The sequence below is a fragment of the Limimaricola sp. G21655-S1 genome (assembly GCF_027213785.1).
Taxonomy (GTDB): Bacteria; Pseudomonadota; Alphaproteobacteria; order Rhodobacterales; family Rhodobacteraceae; genus Limimaricola.
Genome location: NZ_JAPWGO010000003.1, coordinates 110518 through 132367 on the forward strand (window position 1 = coordinate 110518; position 21850 = coordinate 132367).

The 21850-nt window shown below is 67.5% G+C and carries 19 protein-coding genes; 11 read left to right on the forward strand and 8 right to left on the reverse strand.

The window, feature by feature from the left end; translation table 11 throughout:
- Positions 1-61 precede the first annotated feature (61 nt).
- Complete coding sequence (locus O4G76_RS04880) at positions 62-1186, forward strand: anhydro-N-acetylmuramic acid kinase (RefSeq protein WP_269396262.1); 1125 nt, start codon at positions 62-64, stop codon at positions 1184-1186.
- Between the two features lie 54 nt (positions 1187-1240).
- Here O4G76_RS04880 and ssb read toward each other — a convergent pair whose 3' ends face one another.
- The gene (gene ssb / locus O4G76_RS04885; protein WP_269396263.1) at positions 1241-1747 is read right to left on the reverse strand and encodes a single-stranded DNA-binding protein; all 507 of its coding nucleotides are present in this window, start codon (positions 1745-1747) and stop codon (positions 1241-1243) included.
- A gap of 173 nt (positions 1748-1920) precedes the next feature.
- On the opposite strand from ssb, the gene O4G76_RS04890 reads away from it, so the two are divergent.
- Positions 1921-2520, forward strand: coding sequence for a lytic transglycosylase domain-containing protein (locus tag O4G76_RS04890; protein WP_269396264.1), 600 nt, complete (start codon positions 1921-1923; stop codon positions 2518-2520).
- On the opposite strand, the gene O4G76_RS04895 is transcribed toward O4G76_RS04890, so the two are convergent.
- From O4G76_RS04895 to miaA, 7 genes are all read right to left on the reverse strand, one after another.
- Positions 2517-3350, reverse strand: coding sequence for a DUF1206 domain-containing protein (locus tag O4G76_RS04895; RefSeq protein WP_269396265.1), 834 nt, complete (start codon positions 3348-3350; stop codon positions 2517-2519). The two genes, O4G76_RS04890 and O4G76_RS04895, sit on opposite strands and share 4 nt — an antisense overlap.
- Before the next feature lie 45 nt (positions 3351-3395).
- On the reverse strand, positions 3396-5501 hold the full coding sequence (locus O4G76_RS04900; protein WP_269396266.1) for an ABC transporter ATP-binding protein: 2106 nt from the start codon (positions 5499-5501) through the stop codon (positions 3396-3398).
- 96 nt (positions 5502-5597) lie between these two features.
- Positions 5598-7049 (reverse strand): ABC transporter permease, encoded by a 1452-nt coding sequence (locus O4G76_RS04905; RefSeq protein WP_269396267.1) that lies wholly within the window; start codon positions 7047-7049, stop codon positions 5598-5600.
- A 12-nt stretch (positions 7050-7061) separates the two neighbouring features.
- Complete coding sequence (locus O4G76_RS04910) at positions 7062-8105, reverse strand: ABC transporter permease (protein WP_269396268.1); 1044 nt, start codon at positions 8103-8105, stop codon at positions 7062-7064.
- Between the two features lie 79 nt (positions 8106-8184).
- The gene (locus O4G76_RS04915) at positions 8185-9837 is read right to left on the reverse strand and encodes an ABC transporter substrate-binding protein (protein WP_269396269.1); all 1653 of its coding nucleotides are present in this window, start codon (positions 9835-9837) and stop codon (positions 8185-8187) included.
- Between the two features lie 340 nt (positions 9838-10177).
- Positions 10178-11830 (reverse strand): ABC transporter substrate-binding protein, encoded by a 1653-nt coding sequence (locus O4G76_RS04920; RefSeq protein WP_269396270.1) that lies wholly within the window; start codon positions 11828-11830, stop codon positions 10178-10180.
- Between the two features lie 226 nt (positions 11831-12056).
- Positions 12057-12941 (reverse strand): tRNA (adenosine(37)-N6)-dimethylallyltransferase MiaA, encoded by an 885-nt coding sequence (miaA, locus tag O4G76_RS04925; protein WP_269396271.1) that lies wholly within the window; start codon positions 12939-12941, stop codon positions 12057-12059.
- Between the two features lie 107 nt (positions 12942-13048).
- On the opposite strand from miaA, the gene pyrH reads away from it, so the two are divergent.
- From pyrH to O4G76_RS04970, 9 genes are all read left to right on the forward strand, one after another.
- The gene (pyrH, locus tag O4G76_RS04930) at positions 13049-13774 is read left to right on the forward strand and encodes a UMP kinase (protein WP_085896660.1); all 726 of its coding nucleotides are present in this window, start codon (positions 13049-13051) and stop codon (positions 13772-13774) included.
- Between the two features lie 135 nt (positions 13775-13909).
- On the forward strand, positions 13910-14473 hold the full coding sequence (gene frr / locus O4G76_RS04935) for a ribosome recycling factor (protein ID WP_085896659.1): 564 nt from the start codon (positions 13910-13912) through the stop codon (positions 14471-14473).
- A 33-nt stretch (positions 14474-14506) separates the two neighbouring features.
- The gene (uppS, locus tag O4G76_RS04940) at positions 14507-15241 is read left to right on the forward strand and encodes a polyprenyl diphosphate synthase (protein ID WP_085896658.1); all 735 of its coding nucleotides are present in this window, start codon (positions 14507-14509) and stop codon (positions 15239-15241) included.
- 1 nt (position 15242) lies between these two features.
- Entirely contained in the window at positions 15243-16079 is an 837-nt protein-coding gene (locus tag O4G76_RS04945) for a phosphatidate cytidylyltransferase (protein ID WP_269396272.1), read from the forward strand.
- Positions 16076-17254, forward strand: a complete 1179-nt coding sequence (dxr, locus tag O4G76_RS04950; protein ID WP_269396273.1) for a 1-deoxy-D-xylulose-5-phosphate reductoisomerase — start codon at positions 16076-16078, stop codon at positions 17252-17254. The genes O4G76_RS04945 and dxr overlap by 4 nt, the downstream gene beginning before the upstream one ends.
- 9 nt (positions 17255-17263) lie before the next feature.
- Complete coding sequence (gene rseP / locus O4G76_RS04955) at positions 17264-18598, forward strand: RIP metalloprotease RseP (protein ID WP_269396274.1); 1335 nt, start codon at positions 17264-17266, stop codon at positions 18596-18598.
- 93 nt (positions 18599-18691) lie between these two features.
- Positions 18692-18817 carry a hypothetical protein gene (locus O4G76_RS04960; protein ID WP_269396275.1) on the forward strand — a complete coding sequence of 42 codons (126 nt, stop codon included), beginning with the start codon at positions 18692-18694 and terminating at the stop codon, positions 18815-18817.
- A 91-nt stretch (positions 18818-18908) separates the two neighbouring features.
- Positions 18909-21218 (forward strand): outer membrane protein assembly factor BamA, encoded by a 2310-nt coding sequence (gene bamA, locus O4G76_RS04965; RefSeq protein WP_242665572.1) that lies wholly within the window; start codon positions 18909-18911, stop codon positions 21216-21218.
- Positions 21218-21823 (forward strand): OmpH family outer membrane protein, encoded by a 606-nt coding sequence (locus O4G76_RS04970; protein ID WP_269396276.1) that lies wholly within the window; start codon positions 21218-21220, stop codon positions 21821-21823. Before bamA ends, O4G76_RS04970 begins: the two co-directional genes overlap by 1 nt.
- The last annotated feature ends 27 nt before the right edge of the window (positions 21824-21850 follow it).

Sequence of the window (21850 nt, forward strand, 5' to 3'; positions counted from 1 at the left end):
CTTGTGCCCCTCTCTTGGTCGCGCCACTCTATAGGCATCAAGCGGGGCGAGGGAAAGCGCGATGCGGCGGATCGGGACGGGCGACAGGATCAGGGCCTTGGGCGCGATGTCGGGCACCTCACTCGACGGGGTCGACGCCGCCATCATCGAAACCGATGGCGAAACCGTCTTCGGCTTCGGCGAAAGCGCCTACCGGCCCTATTCGGAGGCCGAGCGCGAGGTGCTGCGCGCCGCTCTGGGCCTGTGGGAAGGCGAGGCGGTCGAGGCGGCGGCGGAGGTGGTCGAGACCGCCCATGCCGAGATCCTGTCCGGCTTCGATGGGGTCGATCTGATCGGCTTTCATGGCCAGACGCTGGCGCATGATCCCAAGGGACGCGGCACGCATCAGGCCGGTTCGGGCGCGATCCTCGCCGAGGCGCTGGGCGTGCCCGTGGTCTGGGATTTCCGCAGCTCGGATGTGCGCTTCGGCGGCGAGGGCGCGCCGCTGGCGCCGTTCTATCACTTCGCGCTGGCGAAATTCGTGGGGGCCGAGGCGCCGCTGGCATTTCTCAATCTCGGCGGTGTCGGCAACCTGACCTTTGCCGATCCGGGCTTCGCCCGCCCCGACGCCGAGGGCGCGCTGCTGGCCTTCGACACCGGCCCGGCAAACGCGCCGATCAACGATCTCGTGCGATCGCGGCTGGGCTGGGCCTTGGACGAGAGCGGGGCGCTGGCCGCCAAGGGCGAGGTGAAGGACGCCATCGTGGAGCGTTTCCTGCAGCACCCGCATTTCTTCCGCATGGCCCCGAAATCGCTCGACCGCGATGCCTTCGCCGGGTTGTCGCGCGAGGTGACCAACCTGTCGGATGCGGATGCGGCGGCCACGCTGACCGCCTGCGTCGCCGCCGGCGTGATGCGCGGCATGGAACTGTGCCCGGCACCGGTCGAACGGCTGCTGGCGACGGGCGGCGGGCGCCATAACCCGGTGATGATGGAGATGATCGCGGCAGGCTGCGACTGCCCGGTCGCACCGGTTGAGGCGGTGGGTTTCGACGGCGACATGCTGGAGGCGCAGGCCTTCGCCTATCTCGCCGTGCGCGTGGCGCGCGGGTTGCCGACCTCGGCTCCGGGCACCACCGGCGTGCGCGCGGCGGTGGGCGGCGGCACGCTGAGCCGTCCCGGCGAACTCGCGGTGGCGCTGGGCTGAAACGAAAGACACCGCCCCGAAGGGGCGGCGCCTGATCGTCGCTAGGGGAAGATATCAGAACGGGATCTCGTCGTCGATGTCGCGGCTGCCACCGCCGCTGCCGCCCTGGTTGCTGTCGCCATAGCCACCGCGGTCGTCATAGCCGCCCGAGCCGCCGCCATAGCCGCCCCGGTCATCGCCGCCATATCCGCCGCCCGAACCGCCATCGCCGCGGCCGCCGAGCAGGGTCAGGTTGCCGGTGAAGGGCCGCAGCACCACTTCGGTGGAATAGCGGTCGTTGCCCTGCTGGTCCTGCCACTTGCGGGTTTCCAGCTGGCCCTCGAGATAGACGGTCGAGCCCTTGCGCAGATACTGCTCGGCGATCCGGCCCAGCGGCTCGTTGAAGATCGCCACCGAATGCCACTCGGTGCGCTCGCGACGCTCGCCGGTGTTGCGGTCCTTCCAGGTCTCGGAGGTGGCGACACGCAGGTTCACCACCTTGCCGCCATTCTGGAAGGTCCGCACCTCCGGGTCGCGGCCCAGATTGCCGATGAGGATCACCTTGTTCACGGAACCGGCCATAACGCCTCCTGCCTTGTCGAATCTCGTATTTCGTTGTGCCGACAATATGCGTCGTGCGCATCGGATGACAGGGGAAACGCCGGTTCCCGCTTCCCTTTCCGCCACGATCCCGGCTAGCGTGAGCACAGCGAACGCACCAGCGCCGGAACCAGCCGGTGGAACGGAGGGACGCGATGTACCATTACCTGACGGGCGCCGCGCTGGCGGCGCTGGGCCTTTTTTGCGCAACACCGGCCTTGGCCGACCGGGTCTCGACCAGCTCGGCCCCGGGCCTCTTCGCCTCGCAACTCAACGTGCTCGACGGCCGGGCCGCTTCGCAATATGCGAGCTCGTCGCGGCTGCAGCCGCCCCGTGCCGAGATACCGCAGGAGTTGCAGGTCGCGGCGGCTCCGGCCTTTACCGGCCGCTATGCCGGGCCTTATCTCACGCTGGCCCGCGATGCGGCCCGCAAGCATCGCATCCCCGAGGATCTGTTCCTGCGCCTCGTGCAGCAGGAAAGCGGCTGGAACGCCGGTGCGGTAAGCCGGGTGGGCGCGCTGGGCCTCGCGCAACTGATGCCCGACACGGCGCGGCTTTTGCGCGTCGATCCGATGGATCCACGCCAGAATCTCGAAGGCGGCGCGCGCTATCTCAGGATGCAGCACGACGCCTTCGGCGATTGGCGCCTCGCGCTCGCGGCCTATAACGCCGGGCCCGGCGCCGTGCAGAAATATGGCGGCGTCCCGCCCTATGCCGAGACGCAGCATTATGTGAAGGCGATTCTGGGCCGTTAGGAGGCGAGACGGCGCGCCAGCGTCTCCATGTCGTCGGTCTTCAGCTTCGGCACGATCCGGTAGGCGGCGTTGACGAAGCAGAACAGCGAGAAGCCCAGAAGACCCACCCCGAGAGCGGTCACGAGCACCGTTCCGTAAGGCTTCTCGCGCAGCCAGTCGAAGGCCTCGGCCAAACCGCCGGCCTCGCTGGGGTTCAGGGTCCATGCCGCATAGGCCAGCAGGAAGCCGACGATGGCGATCACCGCGCCATTGGCGACAAGACCGGTGGTCAGCGCCGGTTGCAGCTTCAGCGTCATCGGCTTGGCGCGCAGGTTCTCCATGTATTTGTGCGAGACGCCCTTCCAGATGTAATAGATGCCCGCGCCGAGGCCGATCAGCCCGGCGATGCCGACGATCCACTGGCCGAAGGGCATCTGCATGATCTTGGCGGTCCACTTGTCGAGGCTGGAGCCGCCGTTCGAGCCGGAGGAGGACGGCATCAGGATCGCTGCCGCCGTGAAGGCGAGGCCGAGATGGATCAAGCCGGTCACCACCTGGCCGATCCGAGCGATGATCCCCTTGGCCTCGCTGCCATGCGCCTCGAGATCCCAGAAGGCGGCGACGAGGCGCCAGATACCGTAGGCCGCCAGACCGATGGCGATCAGTGCCAGCAGCGCGATGCCCCACCAGGCCCGCTCCAGCGACGCCATAGCCTCGCCGGTGCCCCCCGGCGTCGATCCGCGCCAGATCGCCAGAAGCGAGAGCACCGCCACGACGAGGTAAATGAGACCGCGACCGGCATAGCCGGCGCGCATGACGGGCACTGCCCATTGGAGATTCTGCTGTGTCATGCCCGGACAAGCGGGTGCAGGGCCCGCTTGTTCCATTGGCGCCACCTAGTTTTCGGCGAGCGTGATCACCGGCTCCATCGAGGCGAATTCCTCTTGGCTCAGGTGGCACTTCACCTTGTGACCCGGCGCGAACTCGACCATCGGCGGCACTTCGCGTTCGCACAGGTCGCCCGGCACCCGAGACTTCCAGCGGCAACGCGTCTGGAACGGGCAGCCCGAAGGTGGATTCATCGCCGAGGGCACGTCGCCCTCCAGCACGATGTGCTTCTTCTCGACATGGGTGTCTGCGATCGGAACCGCCGAGAGCAGCGCCTCGGTATAGGGGTGGTAGGGCGGCGAGAAGACCTCGCGCGCCGTGCCGATCTCGACCACGTGGCCGAGATACATCACCATCACCCGGTCGGCGAGGTAGCGCACGATCGACAGGTCGTGGCTGATGAACAACAGCGTCGTCTTCTGCTCGCGCTGGATCTCCATCAACAGGTCGGTGACGGCGGCCTGTACCGAAACGTCGAGCGCCGAGACCGGCTCGTCGGCCACGACGATCCGGGCGCCGCCTGCAAAGGCGCGGGCGATGCCGACGCGCTGCTTCTGCCCGCCAGAGAGCTGGCGCGGCATCCGGGTCGCGAATTCGCGTGGCAGCTTCACGAGATCGAGAAGCTCCAGCATCCGTCGCTTGCGGTCGCGCGGGCTGTCGCCCACGCCGAAGATCTCCAGCGCACGGATGATCTGCCGCCCCACCGTCATCGACGGGTTCAGGGTGTCGAACGGGTTCTGGAACACCATCTGCACATCGGCAACGGTGCGCGTGTCGCGCTTTTCGATCGGCACGTCGCCCACGGCGCGGCCATCAAGTTCGACGCCGCCCGCCGTTGCCGTCTCCAGCCCCATCAGCACCTTGGCCAAGGTGGACTTGCCGCAGCCGGATTCGCCGACGATGGCCAGCGTTTCGCTTTCATGCGCCTCGAAGCTCAGCGTCTCGTTGGCCTTGACCACCTGTGCCTCGCCGCCACCCAGAAGACCGGGGCGCGACACCTGGTAATATTTCTGCAGCCCATCGACCTTGAGGACCACCTCGCCGATCTCCGTGCTCTCGCGGTGATCTGAAACCTCCGGCGGCGCATCCCAGTCGATCTCCTCGGTGCGGATGCAGCGGGCTTCGTGACCGTCGCCGGGCACCTCGACCATCGGGATCGGCTGCGCGTCGCAGCGGCCCTCTTGGAAATAGTCGCAGCGCGGGCCGAAATTGCAGCCCGGCGGGCGCTCGTCGGGCAGGGGGAAGTTGCCGGGAATGGCGATCAGCGGCCGCGTCGCCTTGTCGGCGCCGGGCAGGGGGATCGCCCGGAACAGCGCCTGAGTATAGGGGTGGCGCATCTCGTCGAAGACCTCGCCGATACGGCCGCGCTCGACCGCCTCGCCCGAATACATCACGCAGATCCGGTCGCAGGTCTCCAGCACCAGCCCGAGATTGTGGCTGATGAACAGCATCGAGGTGCCGTATTTCTCGCCCAACTCGCGCACCAGATCGATCACCGCCGCCTCGACGGTGACGTCGAGCGCGGTGGTCGGCTCGTCGAGGATCAGCAGCGCGGGCTTGGACATCAGCGCCATGGCGATGACGATGCGCTGCTGCTGGCCGCCCGAGAGCTGGTGCGGGTAGCTGTCGAGGATGCGCTCGGGGTCGGGCAGGCGCACGTCGCGCACCACCTCGAGCGCGCGGGCGCGCGCCTCCTCGGCCGAGATCCCCTCGTGGATCATCGGCACCTCCATGAGCTGCCGGTCGATCTTGAGCGCCGGGTTCAGCGAGGCCATCGGTTCCTGGTAGATCATCGCGATGTCGCGGCCCCGGATCTCGCGTAGCCGCGCGGGCGACATCGTGGTCAGTTCCTCGCCGCGAAACTTGATCGAGCCGCCGGTGATCCGGCCGTTGACGCCGAGATCCTGCATCACGCCCAATGCCACGGTGGATTTGCCGCAGCCGGATTCCCCGACGAGGCCCAGCGCCTCTCCGGCACGGACGGTGGCGGAGAAGTCCATCACCGCCGGAATCTCGCGCGTGCGGGTGAAGAAGGAAATGGACAGGTTGCGGATCTCGAGGATCGGCTCGCCGGGAGCGACCTCGAGGGCTGGATCTGTCACGGTATCGGTCATCTTGCACTCCTGATCCGGCGCGCGGGCGGAAACTGCGGGACCGGGGGTGTCACACCCCCGGACCCCCGTGGCGTATTTCGGGAACAAAGTCGGCCATCAGTCCTTCAGGCTCTCCTCGCGCAGACCGTCCGCCAGAAGGTTCAGGCCAAGGACGAGGCTCAAGAGCGCCAGCGCCGGCACCATCGCGGCATGCGGGTAGATCGACAGCAGCCGGCGACCGAGATTGATGGTCGAGCCCCAGTCGGGGCTGTCCGGCGGCAGGCCGAGACCGAAGAAGCCGAGCGTGCCCAGAAGGATCGTCGTGTAGCCGATGCGCAGGCAGAAATCGACGATCAGCGGACCCCGCGCATTGGGCAGGATCTCCCACAGCATGATGTACCAGGGGCTCTCGCCGCGGGTCTGGGCCGCGGCGACGTAGTCGCGGGTCTTGATGTCCATGGTCAGGCCGCGGACGATGCGGAACACCGTGGGCGCGTTGACGAAGACGACGCTGACGAAGACCACGAGAATGCCGCCGGGCACGTCGAACAGGTCCAGCGCGTCAGGCCAGAAATCGACCGGCGTGCCGTCCTGGCTCACCATCGAGAGGTAGAGCCAGCCGCCGAACAGCAGCAGCATGGCCAGCACGACGAGGCGCAGCATCGGGCGCGGCGCGAGCCGCGCGTTCAGCAGTACCCCGAAGAAGGCGATCGGAAACAGGAACAGCACCATCGCCATGTAGGCCGGCACGCCGGTCTGCACCATTTCGGGCGTGACCAGCAGGTAGAACAGCAAGATCACCGGGAAGGCGAGGATCAGGTTGGCGAGGAACGACAGTACCGTGTCGAGGCGGCCCGCGTAGAAGCCTGCCGGAAGACCGAGCGTGATGCCGACGAGAAAGGCGAAGATCGTCGCCAGCGGCGCGATCTGCACCACGATCCACGAGCCATGAACCATGCGCGAGAACACGTCGCGCGCGAGGTTGTCGCCGCCCAGAAGATAATGCGGGTAGACGCCGTCGCCCGCCATCGCCAGCGGCGTGCCGGGAACCTTGTTCTTCATGCCCGACAGCGCGGTCAGCGGGTCGTGCGTGGCGATCAGGTCGAACAGCCCCGCGAAGAGCGCGATGAAGACCCAGAACATCACCAATGCGAATCCTGCCATGCCGATCGTGCTGTCGAACAGCTTGCCATAAAGACCGAGGCGCCGTTTGAAAGCGATCGACAGGCCGAAGGTCAGGCCTAGCGCGATCCAGACCGGCAGGAAGCGCTGCGACATCTCGCCGAGAATGCCCAGGGCGCCATAGGGCAGAAGCAGCGGCAACAGCAGGTAGAGCGCCAGCACCAGCGCGGTGAGCCACAAGAAGGCGCGGCCGGCGAGATCGGCCAATCCGTGCAGGCCGGCGCGCGCTGCGAGCGTGCCATCGGGCAGGCTCTGGCGCCGCACCGGCGCGCTGACCAGCGACAGCACGAGCGCCAGGAGCGATGCGGCCACGAGCCCCGCGACCGACAGTCCCAGCAGCGGATTCAACCAGGCGCCCCAAGGGCCGGTCCAGCTCAGCGGTTCCATGGGCCGACCTCCTTACGAGACGCGGATGCGCGGGTTGAGATAGACATAGCCGATGTCGGAGATGAGCTGCGTCAGAAGCACCACCACCACCGAGACGACCGAGACGCCGAGCAGCAGCTCGATGTCGTTGTTGCCGGCCGCCTGCACCAGCGTCCAGCCGAAGCCCTTGTAGTTGAACAGGGTCTCGACGATCACCACGCCGTTCAGCAGCCACGGGAACTGCAGCATGATCACCGTGAAGGGCGCGATCAGCGCGTTCCTGAGCGCGTGGCGCAGCACGATCTTGGGGAACGAGACGCCCTTGAGCCGGGCGGTGCGAATGTACTGCGCGGTCATCACCTCGGTCATCGAGGCCCGCGTCATACGGGCGATGTAGCCCATGCCATAAAGCGCGATGGTCAGCACCGGCAGGGTGAAGTTCTCGAAGGTGGCGTCCTCCATCGCGGAGGTGGCCGAGCCGTTGAACCATCGCAGGCCAACCGCCGTGGAGGCGAAGACGGCGATGAACACCACGCCCGAGACGTATTCCGGCGTCGCGGTGGTCAGGATCGACACGGTCGAAAGCGAGCGGTCGAGCTTCGAGCCCTCGCGCATCCCCGCCAGCACGCCGAGGATCAGCGCGCCGGGGACCATCACCATCATCACCCAGAACATCAGCTTGCCGGTCAGCGCGAGGCTGCGGCCGATGATCTCGGCAACGTCGCGGCGAAACACGGTTGACCAGCCCCAATCGCCCTGCAGGATGCCGCAGAAAGCGCTGGTCTCGACCGTGCCGCCCGGCAACTCGCAGCGCCCGGCCACCACCTCGCCATCGACCGTATGGGTCCAGCCCGGCACCACGCCGAGCCATTCGCCATAGCGTACCAGCATCGGCTCGCCGTAACCGTTGCGGTCCAGCCAGCTCTCGACCTCCGCATCGGAGACGCGGGTCCCGATTTCGGATTTCGCGATCTTCTCGAGGCTGGGCTCCAGATTGGTCAGGAAGAAGACGATGAAGGTCAGGGCAAACGCCGTGACCAGCAACGTCAGAAGACGCGACAGGAGAAATCGGATCATTCGGGCATGGGTCCGGTACGCATGAGGTGGAATGTCGGGAGGCCGCCCCGGCCCAATGCCGGGGCGCACCTGTATCGGGTCACGAAGCGATCGCCCACTTGTAGTGGTGATGCTCGAAGGTCGGATGCATCTCGGCGCCCTGCACCTTGTCGGTGTAATGGCGATAGAGCGAACGCCAGTAGGGCTGGATCAGCACGCCGTCATCCTGCAGAAGCTTCTCCATCTTGGCCATGACCTCGCGCCGCGCCTCGACATCGGCGAGCGACATCGCCTCGGCCAAGAGCGTGTCGAACTCCTCGCTGGAATAGGCGGTCTCGTTCCACGGGACGCCGGACTTGTAGGCGAGCCCGAGGATCTGCACGCCGAGCGGACGCATGTTCCACTCGGTGGCCGAGAAGGGGTATTCGAGCCAGTCGTTCCAGAAAGTCGAGCCGGGCAGCACCTGCCGCTCGACCTGGATGCCCGCGTCGCGTAGCTGCGCCGCGACCGCGTCGCAGCTCGCGGCCTGCCAGGCGTCGTCGATCGAGATCAACTGGAAGGTCTCGTTGCCGAAGCCGGCCTCGTCGAGCAGCGCCTTCGCGGCGGCAGGATCATGCACGGGCGGATCGATCTGCGCGTATTCGGGGTGGATCGGGCAGACATGGTGGTTCTCGGCCACCGTGCCGCGCCCGTTATAGCCAAGCTCCAGCACGATCGCGTTGTCGACCGCCATCTGCAGCGCGTTGCGCACGTCCTTGTTGTCGTAGGGCGCGCTGTCCTGGTTGAACCGCACCGCCAGCGTCGCCGCAGTCACCACCTCGGACTTCTGCCAGCCGATCGCGTCGAAGATGTCGATGAAATCGCCGGTGGTCTGGTAGGTGATGTCGATCTCGCCCGATTCCGCCGCCGCCAGCTTGGCCGCGGGGTCGGTGCCGTAATCGATGTATTCGATCCGATCGAGATAGGGCCCGCCGAACACCTCGGTACCCCACCACTGGTGATCCGGGTTGCGCACCAGAACCTGGCGCACGCCGACCTCGTTGACCTCGGGCAGGTAGGGGCCGGTGCCGATCGGGTTCTCGGACGGGTCGCCGCTCTCGTAGCTCGAATGCACGATGGCGGCCGGGTAATCGGCCATCGACACGATCACCGTGATGTCCGGGGCCGCGAGGTTGAGCCGCACGGTCATCTCGTCGAGTTCTTCGACGGCACCCTCGCGCGCCATGTTGGTCTCGGCATCGACCAGCTGGCTCATCCGCCCGGCCATGGAGTTGCCCTCGACCGTGCCGTCGCACCAGCGGGTGATGTTGCGCACCACGTCGGCCGCGGTGAAGGGATCGCCGTTGTTCCACGTCACGCCCTGGCGCACCTTGAGCGTGAACTGCGTGGCGTCCTCGTTGGCTTCCCAGCTTTCGAGCAGCATCGGTGTGATCGAGCCATCGGCCTCGTACTGCACGAGATAATCGAGCCAGCCGCGGTAGAAGTTGGCGATCTGGCTCCAATCCGCGAGGCGCGGGTCCTTGAGCGCCTTGGTCTCCATCTCCATGCGCAGCGTGCCGCCCATCGGCATGTGGTTTTCGGCGCGGGCGGGGGCGGGCAGGCCGATCAGGCCGAAGGCGGCGGAGGAGCCGACGCCCAGCGCGGTGGCGCGGGTCAGGAACTCGCGGCGCGACAACCGGCCGGCGCGGTGCTCGGCGGCATACATCTCCGCGGCGGGGTGGAGTCCGGCCCGGCGGGGGTCGTGGATCGTCATGGTCATCTCCCTGTTGGACGGCGCGTCATGGCCGCCTTCACGGGCCTCTTGCGGGCCCGGCCTCGTCATCTGCGCAACGGTACTCGCATGAGCATCTGTGCGGCGAGGTCGCGGCGTCAACGCGACAATTGCGCAAAACCGCTGTTCGGAGGCCTGAATGCGACATTAGGTGTCGCAAAGGGGTGGTGGTGTCAACGCGAGGATTCGAAACGGGGATTCACCGTTGCGTCACATCCGCCGGCCAGAGGACGTTCCCGGTCAGCCGCCATGGCAGGACCAAGACCGTTCGGAGGGTCGTGAGCCGAGGCGGCGTCGTGCCGCCCCGGCCCGAAGGTCGGGATCAGGCCTTGATCCACCATCTGTAATGGTGGTGCTCGAAGGACGGGTGCATTTCGGCGCCCTGCACCTTGTCCGTGTAATGGCGGAAGATCGAACGCCAGTAGGGCTGGATCACCACGCCGTCCTCCTGCAGCAGGGTCTCGATCCTGGCCATGACCTCGCGCCGCGCCTCGACATCGGCGAGCGACATCGCCTCGGCCAAGAGCGCGTCGAACTCCTCGCTGGAATAGGCGGTCTCGTTCCACGGCACGCCGGACTTGTAGGCCAGCGCCAGCACCTGCACGCCCAGCGGTCGCATCGCCCAGTCGGTCGCCGAAAAGGGATATTCCAGCCAGCCATTCCAGAAGGTCGAGCCGGGCATCACCCGGCGCTGCACGTCGATGCCGGCATCGCGCAGCTGCGCCGCCACCGCGTCGCAGGTCGATGCCTGCCAGGCATCGTCGAGCGAGATCAGCTCGAAGGTCTCGTCGCCGAAGCCGGCCTCGTCCAGCATCGCCTTGGCGGCCGCAGGGTCGTATGCCGGTCCGTCGACCTGCGCGTATTCGGGGTGGATCGGGCAGACATGGTGGTTCTCGGCCACCTCGCCGCGCCCGCTATAGCCAAGTTCCAGCACGATCTCGTTGTCGACCGCCATCTGCAAGGCGCGGCGCACGTCGCGATTGTCGAAGGGCGGGCTGTCCTGGTTGAAGCGCACCACGATCGTCGAGGCCGTCACCACCTCGGATTTCTGCCAGCCGATCGCGTCGAAGATGTCGATGAAATCGCCCGTCGTCTCGTAGGTGATGTCGATCTCGCCCGATTCAGCCGCCGCGACCTTGGCCGCGGGGTCGGTGCCGTAGTCGATGTATTCGATCCGGTCGAGATAGGGGCCACCGAACACCTCGGTGCCCCACCACGTATGGTCGGGGTTGCGCTCCAGTACCTGCCGCACCCCGACCTCGTTGACCACGGGCAGGTAGGGGCCGGTGCCGATCGGGTTCTCCGACGGGTCGCCGCCGTCGAAGCTCGAATGCACGATGGCTGCCGGGTAATCGGCCATCGAGACGATCACGGTGATGTCGGGCGCCGCGAGGTTGAGCCGGACCGTGAGGTCGTCGATCACCTCGATCGCGCCTTCGCGAGCCATGTTGGTCTCGGGGTCGACCAGCTGGATCATGCGGCTGGCCATGGAGTTGCCCTCGACCGTACCGTCGCACCACAAGGCGATGTTACGGGCCACGTCCTCGGCGGTGAACGGATCGCCGTTGTTCCAGGTCACACCGGACCGGACCTTGAGCGTGAACTGCGTGGCGTCGTCATTCGCCTCCCAGCTTTCGAGCAGCATCGGCGTGATCGAGCCATCGGCCTCGTATTGAGCGAGATAGTCGAGCCAGCCGCGGTAGAAATTGTGGATTTCGCCCCAATCCGCGAGGCGCGGATCCTTCATCGCCTTGGTTTCCATCTCCATGCGTAGCGTGCCGCCCATCTGGGCGTGGCTTTCGGCGCGGACGGGAACTGGCAGGCCGATCAGGCCGAAGGCGGCGGAGGAGCTGAGGCCCAGCGCGGTGGCGCGGGTCATGAATTCGCGGCGCGACAGCTGCCCCGCCTCGTGCTCGGCGGCGTACATCTTGGCGGCGGGATGCACCGTGCCCCGCGGGTTGTGGTGGATCGTCATCTGCGTCTCCCTCTTGAGCGGCGCGTCGACGGCCGCAGTCGCGGGTCCCTTCCGGACCCGGCTTTCGCGTCGCTCGGGCGACGAGACATGCAGATGGATCTGGGTGGCCGGGTTGAAGCGTCAATGCGACCTTCGCGTAAATCACGGCTCCATGAGCCGGAACGGGGGATCGGGTATGGCGCTGATGGCTTCGTCGCAGGAATGGGCGCAGCGGGTGGCGGCGGCGTCACCCGGTCGGTGCCACGGGATCGATCTCGCGCCACTCCCGCATGCGGTTGCGAAACCAGCTGCGCTGCCGCTTCGCGTATTGCCGCGACGCGATGATGGCGGCCTCCCGCGCGGTGGCAAGGTCGGTCTCTCCGCGCAGATGCGCGATCAGCTCCGGCGCGCCGATGGCCCGCGCCCAAGGCGCCTCCGGGGTCCAATGGGGTAGCGCCGCCCGCGCTTCGTCGAGCGCGCCCGCCTCGAGCATCGCGTCGAAGCGCCGCGCGATACGGGCATTCAGCCATGCCGGCTCGGGACGCAGCACCAGCGGCTGGGCCTGATCGAGCGGGAGCAAGGGTGCCGGCGTGTCGGCCTGCCACTCGGCGATGCCGCGCCCAGTGGCGCGCAGCACCTCCCATGCGCGCTGAACCCGGGCACGGTTCAGAAGGTCGATCCGCGCGGCGCTGGCCGCATCGAGCCCGGCCACGAGGTCGGGCAGGGGGATGGCGTTCGCCTCGGTCCGGATGTCGGCAGGCGTCGCGGGGATCTCGGCCAGCCCCTCGGTCAGCGCCGAGAAGTAGAGCCCGGTGCCGCCGGTGATGATCGGCCGCGCACCGCCCAGCATCGGCGCCACGTCGCGCAGCCAGTGCCCGACCGAATAGGTCTGGTCGCGCTCGACATGGCCGTAGAGTGCATGAGGGGCGCGGGCCTCCTCATCCGGCGAGGGGCGCGCCGTGAGCACGCGCCAATCGGCATAGACCTGCAGCGCGTCGGCATTGACGACGACGCCGCCCCCCGTCTCCGCCACCGCAAGCGCCAGAGCCGACTTGCCGGAGGCGGTGGGACCGGCGATCAGCACCGGGCGCGCGGGATCGAGGCCGCGCGCGATCTCGTGCCAGTCGCTCACCCCCGGCTGCCGGTCGCCGAAGCCGCCCGCATGGCATTGAACATGGACCTGCTTTCGTCCATCTTGCGCCGCGACCCGATTTCCCCCGAAACACGCACGGAGCCCCCATGACCGATACCCAAAAGCCTGCCTTCCGCAGGGTGATGCTGAAGATCTCGGGGGAGGCACTGATGGGGAACACGGCGTTCGGTCTGCATCCGCCGACCGTCGAACGCATCGCGCGCGAGGTCAAGTCGGTGCATGATCTCGGCGTCGAGATCTGCATGGTGATCGGCGGCGGCAACATCTTTCGCGGGCTGTCCGGCTCGGCGCAGGGGATGGAGCGGACCACCGCCGACTACATGGGCATGCTCGCCACGGTGATGAACGCGCTGGCGATGCAGTCGGCGCTCGAGGAGCTGGGCGTGTTCACCCGGGTGATCTCGGCGATCCCGATGGACCAGGTCTGCGAACCCTATATCCGGCGCCGCGCCGTGCGGCACCTCGAGAAGAAGCGCGTCTGCATCTTTGCCGCCGGCACCGGCAACCCCTATTTCACCACCGATACCGCGGCGACGCTGCGGGCCAACGAGATGAGCTGCGAGGCCATCTTCAAGGGCACCAAGGTGGACGGCGTCTATGACAAGGACCCCAAGAAATTCGACGATGCCAAGCGCTACGAGACCATCACCTATGACGAGGTGCTGCAAAAGCATCTGGGGGTGATGGATGCGAGCGCCATCGCGCTGGCGCGCGACAACAGCCTGCCGATCATCGTCTTTTCGCTCGATGAGCCCGGCGGCTTCCGTGGCATTCTCGCGGGCGAGGGGACCTCGACCCGGGTGCATGGCTGAGCGAAACTCTCCCCGGTTCCGCCCCGTGACTGACACGGGACGCGGCTAGCACCGGGCAAAGTGTTCTGGAATGCGCAGGCTGTTGACGCTATCACCGGCGCCAACAGCTCGCCCTCAAAAGACAAGAAGAGACCGATGGCAGACGATTTCGAACTCGATACCGACGACCTCCAGCGCCGCATGGACGGCGCGATCGCCTCGCTGCGCACCGAATTCGCCTCGCTCAGGACGGGCCGTGCCTCGGCCTCGATGCTCGAGCCGGTGATGGTCGATGCCTATGGCAGCATGACCCCGATCAACCAGGTCGGCACCGTCAACGTGCCCGAGCCGCGGATGGTGACGATCAACGTCTGGGACAAGGCGCTCGTGGGCAAGGTCGAAAAGGCGATCCGCGAAAGCGGGCTCGGCATCAACCCGCAGCTCAACGGCACCATCATCATGCTGCCGATCCCCGAGCTGAACGAGGAGCGCCGGACCCAGCTGACCAAGGTGGCCGGCCAGTATGCCGAGCATGCCCGCGTCGCGATCCGCAACCTGCGCCGCGACGGCATGGACCAGATCAAGAAGGCCAAGAATGACGGCCTCTCCGAGGATGACCAGAAGTTCTGGGAGCAGGAGGTCCAGGAACTGACCGATCGCTACATCAAGCTGGTCGACCAGCAGCTCGAGACCAAGCAGGCCGAGATCATGCAGGTCTGAGGCTCGCGCCTCACCAGTTGCAGGGAGGCCGTCATGGCTGCCGACGCGCAAGACAAGACACCGAAGGGCGGCCCCGAGCATGTCGCGATCATCATGGACGGCAATGGGCGCTGGGCCCAGAGCCGTGGCCGACCGCGGCTGTTCGGCCATCAGGCCGGGGCACGCCGGGTCCGCGACATCGTCGAGGCCTGCCCCGATCTCGGGGTCAAGTATCTGACGATCTTCGCCTTCTCGACCGAGAACTGGAAGCGCACCCAGACCGAGGTCTCGGGGCTGATGGCACTGTTCCGGCGTTACATCGTGCGCGAGGCGCGGGCGCTTCTGAGCCAGGGCGTGAGGGTGCGCTTCATCGGTGACCGGATCCGTCTCGACGAAAAGCTTGTCGCGATGATGGACGAGCTGGAGCTGATCACCAGCCACAACGACCTCGTGCATCTCACAGTGGCGCTGAACTATGGCGGCCGCGACGAGGTGACCCGCGCCGCCAAGCGGCTCGCCTACGAGATCGAACAGGGGCGGCTCACTCACAAGGATGTCGACGCCGAGACGCTGTCGCGCTTTCTCGACACCCATGTGCTGCCCGACCCCGATCTCGTGATCCGTACCTCCGGCGAGGCCCGGATATCGAACTTCCTGCTGTGGCAGTCGGCATATGCGGAATACGAGTTCGTCGACACGCTCTGGCCCGATTTCACGCCTGAGGAGTTCGCGCGGGTCTGCGCGAGCTACGCCCATCGCGACCGCCGCTTCGGCGCCGTCAAGGCCTGACATGGCCGAGGGGGGAGACAAGGAGGGCGTCGCGGTGACGGCGGCGCTGGCCGATCCGGGCCGCTGGAGCGATCTGGGCGTGCGGATGGCCTCCGGCGCCGGCATGGCGGTGCTGGGCGCGCTCGCGGTGATGATGGGCGGCGTCTGGTTCCAGATGCTGACCGTCTTCGTCACGGCGGTGATGGTCTGGGAACTCTGGATGATGATCGAGCCGGGCAAGCCGACGCCCGGCATGCTGCTCGCGGCGCTCTGCGCCTCGGTGCTGTCGGGTCAGCTCTCGGGCGACGGCAACTGGGTGCTGCTGCTGTTTCTGGTGGCGCCGATCGCCGGGGCGGCGATGCTGCGCCGCGAACGTGGCACCTTCTTCGCCTTCGCGCTGGGCATCGAGGTGGCGGGCTGGGGTCTCGTCACGTTCCGGGCCGAATACGGGTTCCAGTGGCTGCTCTGGCTGATCCTCGTGGTGATCTTCACCGACGTGTTCGGCTATGTCGCCGGCCGGGCGCTGGGCGGGCCGAAATTCTGGCCCAAGGTCAGCCCCAAGAAGACCTGGTCGGGCACGTCCGCGGGCTGGCTCGCGGCCGGTCTCGTCGGCTTCGGCTTCGCGTTGATGACCCACAGCCCATGGCACCTGATCTGGATCTCGATGCTGCTGAGCTTCGCCTCGCAGATGGGTGACATCGCCGAAAGCGCGCTGAAGCGGCGCATGAAGGTCAAGGACAGCTCGGCGCTGATCCCCGGCCATGGCGGTCTCTTCGATCGCTTCGACGCGATGCTCGGGGCCTCGCTCTTCATGCTGCTGGTCGCGGCTCTGGGCTTCATTCCCGGGGTGCATTTTTGAAACGCGTCAGCATTCTCGGCGCCACCGGCTCGATCGGCTGCCAGACCGTCGAATTGATCGAGGCCGCGCCCGAGCGCTTCGAGGTGGTCGCCCTCACGGGCGGGCGCAACGTCGCGCTTCTGGCCGAACAGGCGAAGCGCCTGCGCCCCGGTCTCGCCGTCACCTGCCATGATGACTGCCGGGCCGAGCTGGCCGAGCGGCTCTCGGGCACCGGCATCGAGGTGGCCGCGGGCGATGCCGCCGTGGCCGAGGCGGCGCGGATGCAGGCGGACTGGGTGATGTCCGCGATCGTCGGCGCGGCGGGTCTCGTGCCGGGCCTTGCGGCGATCCGGCAGGGTGCGACGCTGGCGCTGGCCAACAAGGAAACCATGGTCGCCGCCGGGCCTCTGGTGCTCGAGGCGGCGCGTGCCCACGGCGCGACTTTGCTGCCCGTGGACAGCGAGCATTCCGCCGTGTTCCAAGCGCTCGTGGGCGAGGACCGCGCCGCGGTCGAACGGGTGATCCTCACCGCCTCGGGCGGCGCCTTCCGCGACTGGCCGCTGGAGCGGCTGGCCGCGGCCACGCCCGAACAGGCGGCGACGCATCCCAACTGGTCGATGGGGCAGCGCATCACCATCGACAGCGCCTCGATGTTCAACAAGGCGCTGGAGGTCATCGAGGCGCGCGAGCTGTTCGGCCTCTCCCCCGATCAGGTCGAGGTGGTGATCCATCCCGAAAGCCTGATCCACGCGCTGGTGGGCTTCAACGACGGCGCGCTGATGGCCCATATGGGCGCGCCCGACATGCGCCATGCCATCGGCTACGCGCTGAATTGGCCCGAGCGACGCGACCTGCCCGTGGCGCGGCTCGACCTCGCCGCTACCGGCTCCATGACCTTCCGGGCGCCGGACGAGGCGCGCTATCCGGCGCTGCGACTGGCGCGGCGGGTGATGGACGAGGGCGGCCTCGCCGGGGCGGCCTTCAACGCCGCCAAGGAGGCCGCGCTCGACTCCTTCCTCGACCGGCGCATCGGCTTTTTGCAGATGGCGCAGGTGGTCGAGCGGGTGCTGGACACGATGTCGCGCGCGGGCGCCCTGCGGGTTGACATCCCGGGCCTCGACGCGGTCCTTGGGGCCGATGCTGAGGCGCGGGAGCGCGCCGCGCGCATCGCCCGGACCGATCTCCAGACCACATAGGACGACCCCTTGGACCCGACCCAGATCCTGCCGCAGTTCGGCAACGTGGCCTTCACCCTCGCGGCCTTCGTCGTGGCGCTCTCGGTGATCGTGGCGATCCACGAATACGGCCACTACATCGTCGGCCGTTGGTCGGGCATCCATGCCGAGGTATTCAGCCTCGGCTTCGGCCCGGTGCTGGTGTCGCGCCGCGACAAGCACGGCACGCTCTGGCAGATCGCGGCGCTGCCCTTCGGCGGCTACGTGAAGTTCCTCGGTGACGCCAACGCCGCCTCGGTCGGGCAGGCGGCTGGCACCGATCCGGCCAAGCTGCGCCATACCATGCTGGGCGCACCGCTCTGGGCCCGCGCGGCCACCGTGGCGGCGGGACCGATCTTCAACTTCATCCTGTCGATCCTGATCTTCGCGGCGGTAATCCTCACCCAGGGCCGTGCAGCCGATCCGTTGACGATCGAGCGGATGCTGCCGCTGCCCGCCACCTATGTGAACGAGCTGCGGGCGGGGGACGAGATCCTCGCCATCGGCGGCTCTGAGCTGCCCGGCGAGGATGGCTTGGCGCGGCTGGCCGAGGGTTACCCGGCCGAGCCGGTTCTCGATTACAGGGTGCGCCGCGACGGGCGCGAGATGCTGGTGCGCGGCCCCTATCCGCAGCCGCCACTGGTGGGCGGCGTGTCGCCGCGTTCGGCCGCGGACGCGGCCGGTCTGCGCGCCGGTGACGTGATCCTCGAACTGGAGGGGCGAGAGGTCTTCGCCTTCGCCCAGCTGATCGAGATCGTCACCGCCTCGGAAGGCCGCACCCTCGATCTGACGATCTGGCGCAATAGCGAGACGCGCGAGCTGTCGCTGACGCCGCGCCGGGTCGACCTGCCGCGCCCCGAGGGCGGCTTCGAGACGCGCTGGCTTCTGGGCATCTCGTCAGGGTTGTTCTTCGAAGCCGCGACCGAGACCCCGGGCCTCGGTACCGCACTGGTCGACGCCGTGGCGCAGGTCTGGAACATCATCACGTCCTCGCTCTCGGGGCTGGGCCACATGATCACCGGCGCGATTTCGTCGTGCAACCTGTCGGGCCCCGTCGGCATCGCCCAGGCCTCCGGCGCCATGGCCGAGCAGGGCGCCACCAGCTTCATCTGGTTCGTCGCGGTGCTCTCGACCGCGGTGGGCCTTCTGAACCTGTTTCCGATCCCGGTGCTCGACGGCGGACATCTCGTCTTCTTCGGCTACGAGGCGATCACCGGCCGTCAGCCGGGCGACAAGGCGCTGCGCGTGCTGATGGCGCTGGGGCTGTCGCTGATCCTGACCATGACGGTTTTCGCGGTGCTCAACGACCTGTTTCTCTGCCCCTGAAGCCGCGTCGTGGCTGCGGCAGGGCCACCGCTTGGTCGAATTTCCGCCGGATTTGCCACCTAGTGTTCGAGCCTCGCATTCGGGAGACGAGGCATGAACACGATTCTGAAGGATGATGTCGGTCTGGGCCTGCTGGTCGAGCTCCACATGGGCCGGCTGCTGCTGCCGGCCGCGCTGGTGCTGGCCCTGACTGTGGCGATACGGATCGCCGCGCCATGAACATGCTCCGAAAGCACCGGAGCTTTTGACAACGCTTCCCGGGGTCGGTAACTCCCTAGTCAAGAAACGACGCGTGGCAGGGATGGTGACGATGACGGCTCGAAGCAGGGGCGCCTTGGCGCGTAGGTTGACAGGTGCCGCGAGCGCGGCCGCGCTGATCGCGGCGATCAGCGCCGTGGCGCCGGCATTGGCGCAGGATTTCCGCTTCGAGGAGGTTTCGGTCGAGGGCAACCGCCGGATCGAGACCGGCACCATCCTGACCTATGCCGGCATCTCGCGCGGCGAGACCGTCAGCGCCGCCGCGCTGAACGATGCGGGCCAGCGGATCCGCGAGACCGGGCTTTTCCGCTCGGTCGAGATCCGGCCCGAGGGCGGCCGCCTCGTCATCGAGGTGACCGAATTCCCGACGATCAACCGCATCGGCTTCGAGGGCAACGCCAAGATCGACGACGCGGAGCTGGCGCAGCTGGTCACCGCGACCGAGCGCCGCGTCTACAACCCCGCGCAGGCCCAGACCGATGCCGACGCCATCGCCGCCGCCTATGCCGAGCGCGGCCGGATCAATGCCGTCGTGCGCCCGGCGCTGATCGAGCGCTCCGACAACCGTGTCGATCTGGTCTACCAGATCACCGAGGGCGGCGTGACCGAGATCGAGCGCATTTCCTTCACCGGCAACCGCGCCTTCTCCGACCGTCGCCTGCGCGGCGTGCTGGCCACCAGCCAGGCCGGCCCCCTGCGCCAGCTCATCAAGAGCGACACCTTCGTGGCCGACCGCATCGCCTTCGACCGGCAGATGCTCACCGACTTCTACCGCTCGCGCGGCTATGTGGATTTCGAGATCCTCGACGTCGATGCCGAGCTGACCCGCGCCCGCGACGCCTATCTGCTGACCTTCAACGTTCGCGAGGGCCAGCGCTACCAGGTCAACAACGTGAATATCGCCAGCGAGATTCCCGGCCTTTCGACCACGCGCTTCGACGAGGCGATCCGTCTCGATCGCGGCGATTACTACTCGCCCACGGCGGTCGAGGACGACATCGCGCGGATGGAGCGCATCGCGATCCGCGACGGCATCGATTTCCTGCGAATCGAGCCGCGCATCACCCGCAACCCGCGCGACCTGTCGCTCGAGGTGACCTATGTGCTGAGCCGGGGCGAGCGGATCTTCGTCGAGCGCATCGACATCGAGGGCAACTCGACCACGCTCGACCGGGTGGTTCGTCAGCAATTCCGCACCGTTGAGGGCGATCCCTTCAACCCGCGCGCCGTGCGCGAAAGCGCCGAGCGGATCCGCGCGCTCGGTTATTTCGCCGATGCGCAGGTCAATGCCCGCCCGGGCACCGAGCCGGGCTCGGTCGTGATCGACGTCGATGTCGAGGAACAGCCTACCGGCTCGCTCTCCTTCGGCGCCAACTATTCCACAGATGACGGCTTCGGCCTCGTCGCGGGTTTCGCCGAGCGCAACTTCCTCGGCCGGGGCCAGCTGTTCAGCCTCGATCTCTCGACCAGCGAGAACAACCGCGTCATCTCCTTCGATTTCGCCGAGCCCGCCTTCCTCGGGCGCGACCTGCGCTTCGGCTTCGGCGTGGATTACCGCTCGACCGACAACGACTCGGCGCTCTACGACACCGACACCTTCCGCATCTCGCCCTCCTTCACCTTCCCCGTGAGCGAGAACGGCCGGCTGCAGACCTATTACGCGGCCGAGTACAACGACATCACCGATGTCGACCCGGATGCCAGCGACATCATCATCGCCGAGCAGGCCGAGGACGGCGTCTGGACCAATTCGCTCGGCTATAGCTACAGCTACGACACCCGCCGCTCCGGGCTCGACCCCGATACCGGCATCCTGCTGCGCTTCGGGCAGGAGTTCGGCGTCGGCGACGAGTCCTTCGTCAAGACCACGGCGCTGGCCTCGGCCGAAACGCTGGTGCTGGGCGAGGACGTGCTGCTGCGCGCCACCGTCGAAGGCGGGATCATCAACCATTCCGACGGCACCACCCGCGTCACCGACCGCTTCTTCATGGGTAGTCGGATCATGCGCGGCTTCGAAGCCGGCGGCATTGGCCCGCGCGACGCCGATACCGATGACGCATTGGGCGGCAACAAATACGCCGTCACTCGGCTCGAGGCCGAGTTCCCGCTGGGTCTGCCCGAGGATTACGGCATCTCCGGCGGCGCCTTCGTGGATTACGGCTCGGTTTGGGATGTGGGTTCGACCCGCGGCACCGGTGCAACCGTGCTCTATGACGAGTTCACGCCGCGCGCCGTGGTCGGCGCCTCGGTGTTCTGGGACACGCCGCTCGGTCCGCTGCGCTTCAACTTCACCGAGGCGCTGGAGGCCGAGGAGTTCGACGAGACCCGTGGCTTCGACCTGACGATCTCCTCGCGGTTCTGATGCGGCGCGCGGCGGCGGTTCTCGGCCTGATTCTCGCGCTCGGCGGGCCGGCGCTCGCGCAGCGCGTGGCCGATCCCGCCGCGCCGGCGCCAGCCCAAACCCCGGCCGCCGCGGGTGGCATCGTCGTGCTCGACACCGATCGGCTTTTCTCGGAAAGCCTGTTCGGACGGCGTCTGGCAGCCGATCTGCAGGCGCAGACCGAAGCGCTGGTCGAGGAGAACCGTCGGATCGAGGCGGAGCTTACCGCCGAGGAGCAGGATCTGACACGCCGGCGCCCGTCGATGACGCCGGAGGCGTTCCGAGCCGAGGCCGAGGCCTTCGACGCCAGGGTTCAGAAAATCCGCCGCGAGCGCGACGCCAAGGAGCGCGCCCTGCAGCAGGAGGCGGCCTCCGGGCGCGAGATCTTCCTGGCCGCCGCGGGTCCGGCGCTGGGTCAGGTGATGCTGGAGCGCGGCGCCTCGATCATCCTCGACCGGCGCGCGGTCTTCCTGTCCACCAGCGCGGTCGATGTCACCGATGCCGCGCTCGCGGCGGTCGACGCGGCGATCGGCAACGGCGCGACCCTCTCCGCCGATCCGGAACCCGCCGAGCCCGCCGATCCCTGAGCGCGCCTGCCTTGCCGCTCGGGGGGC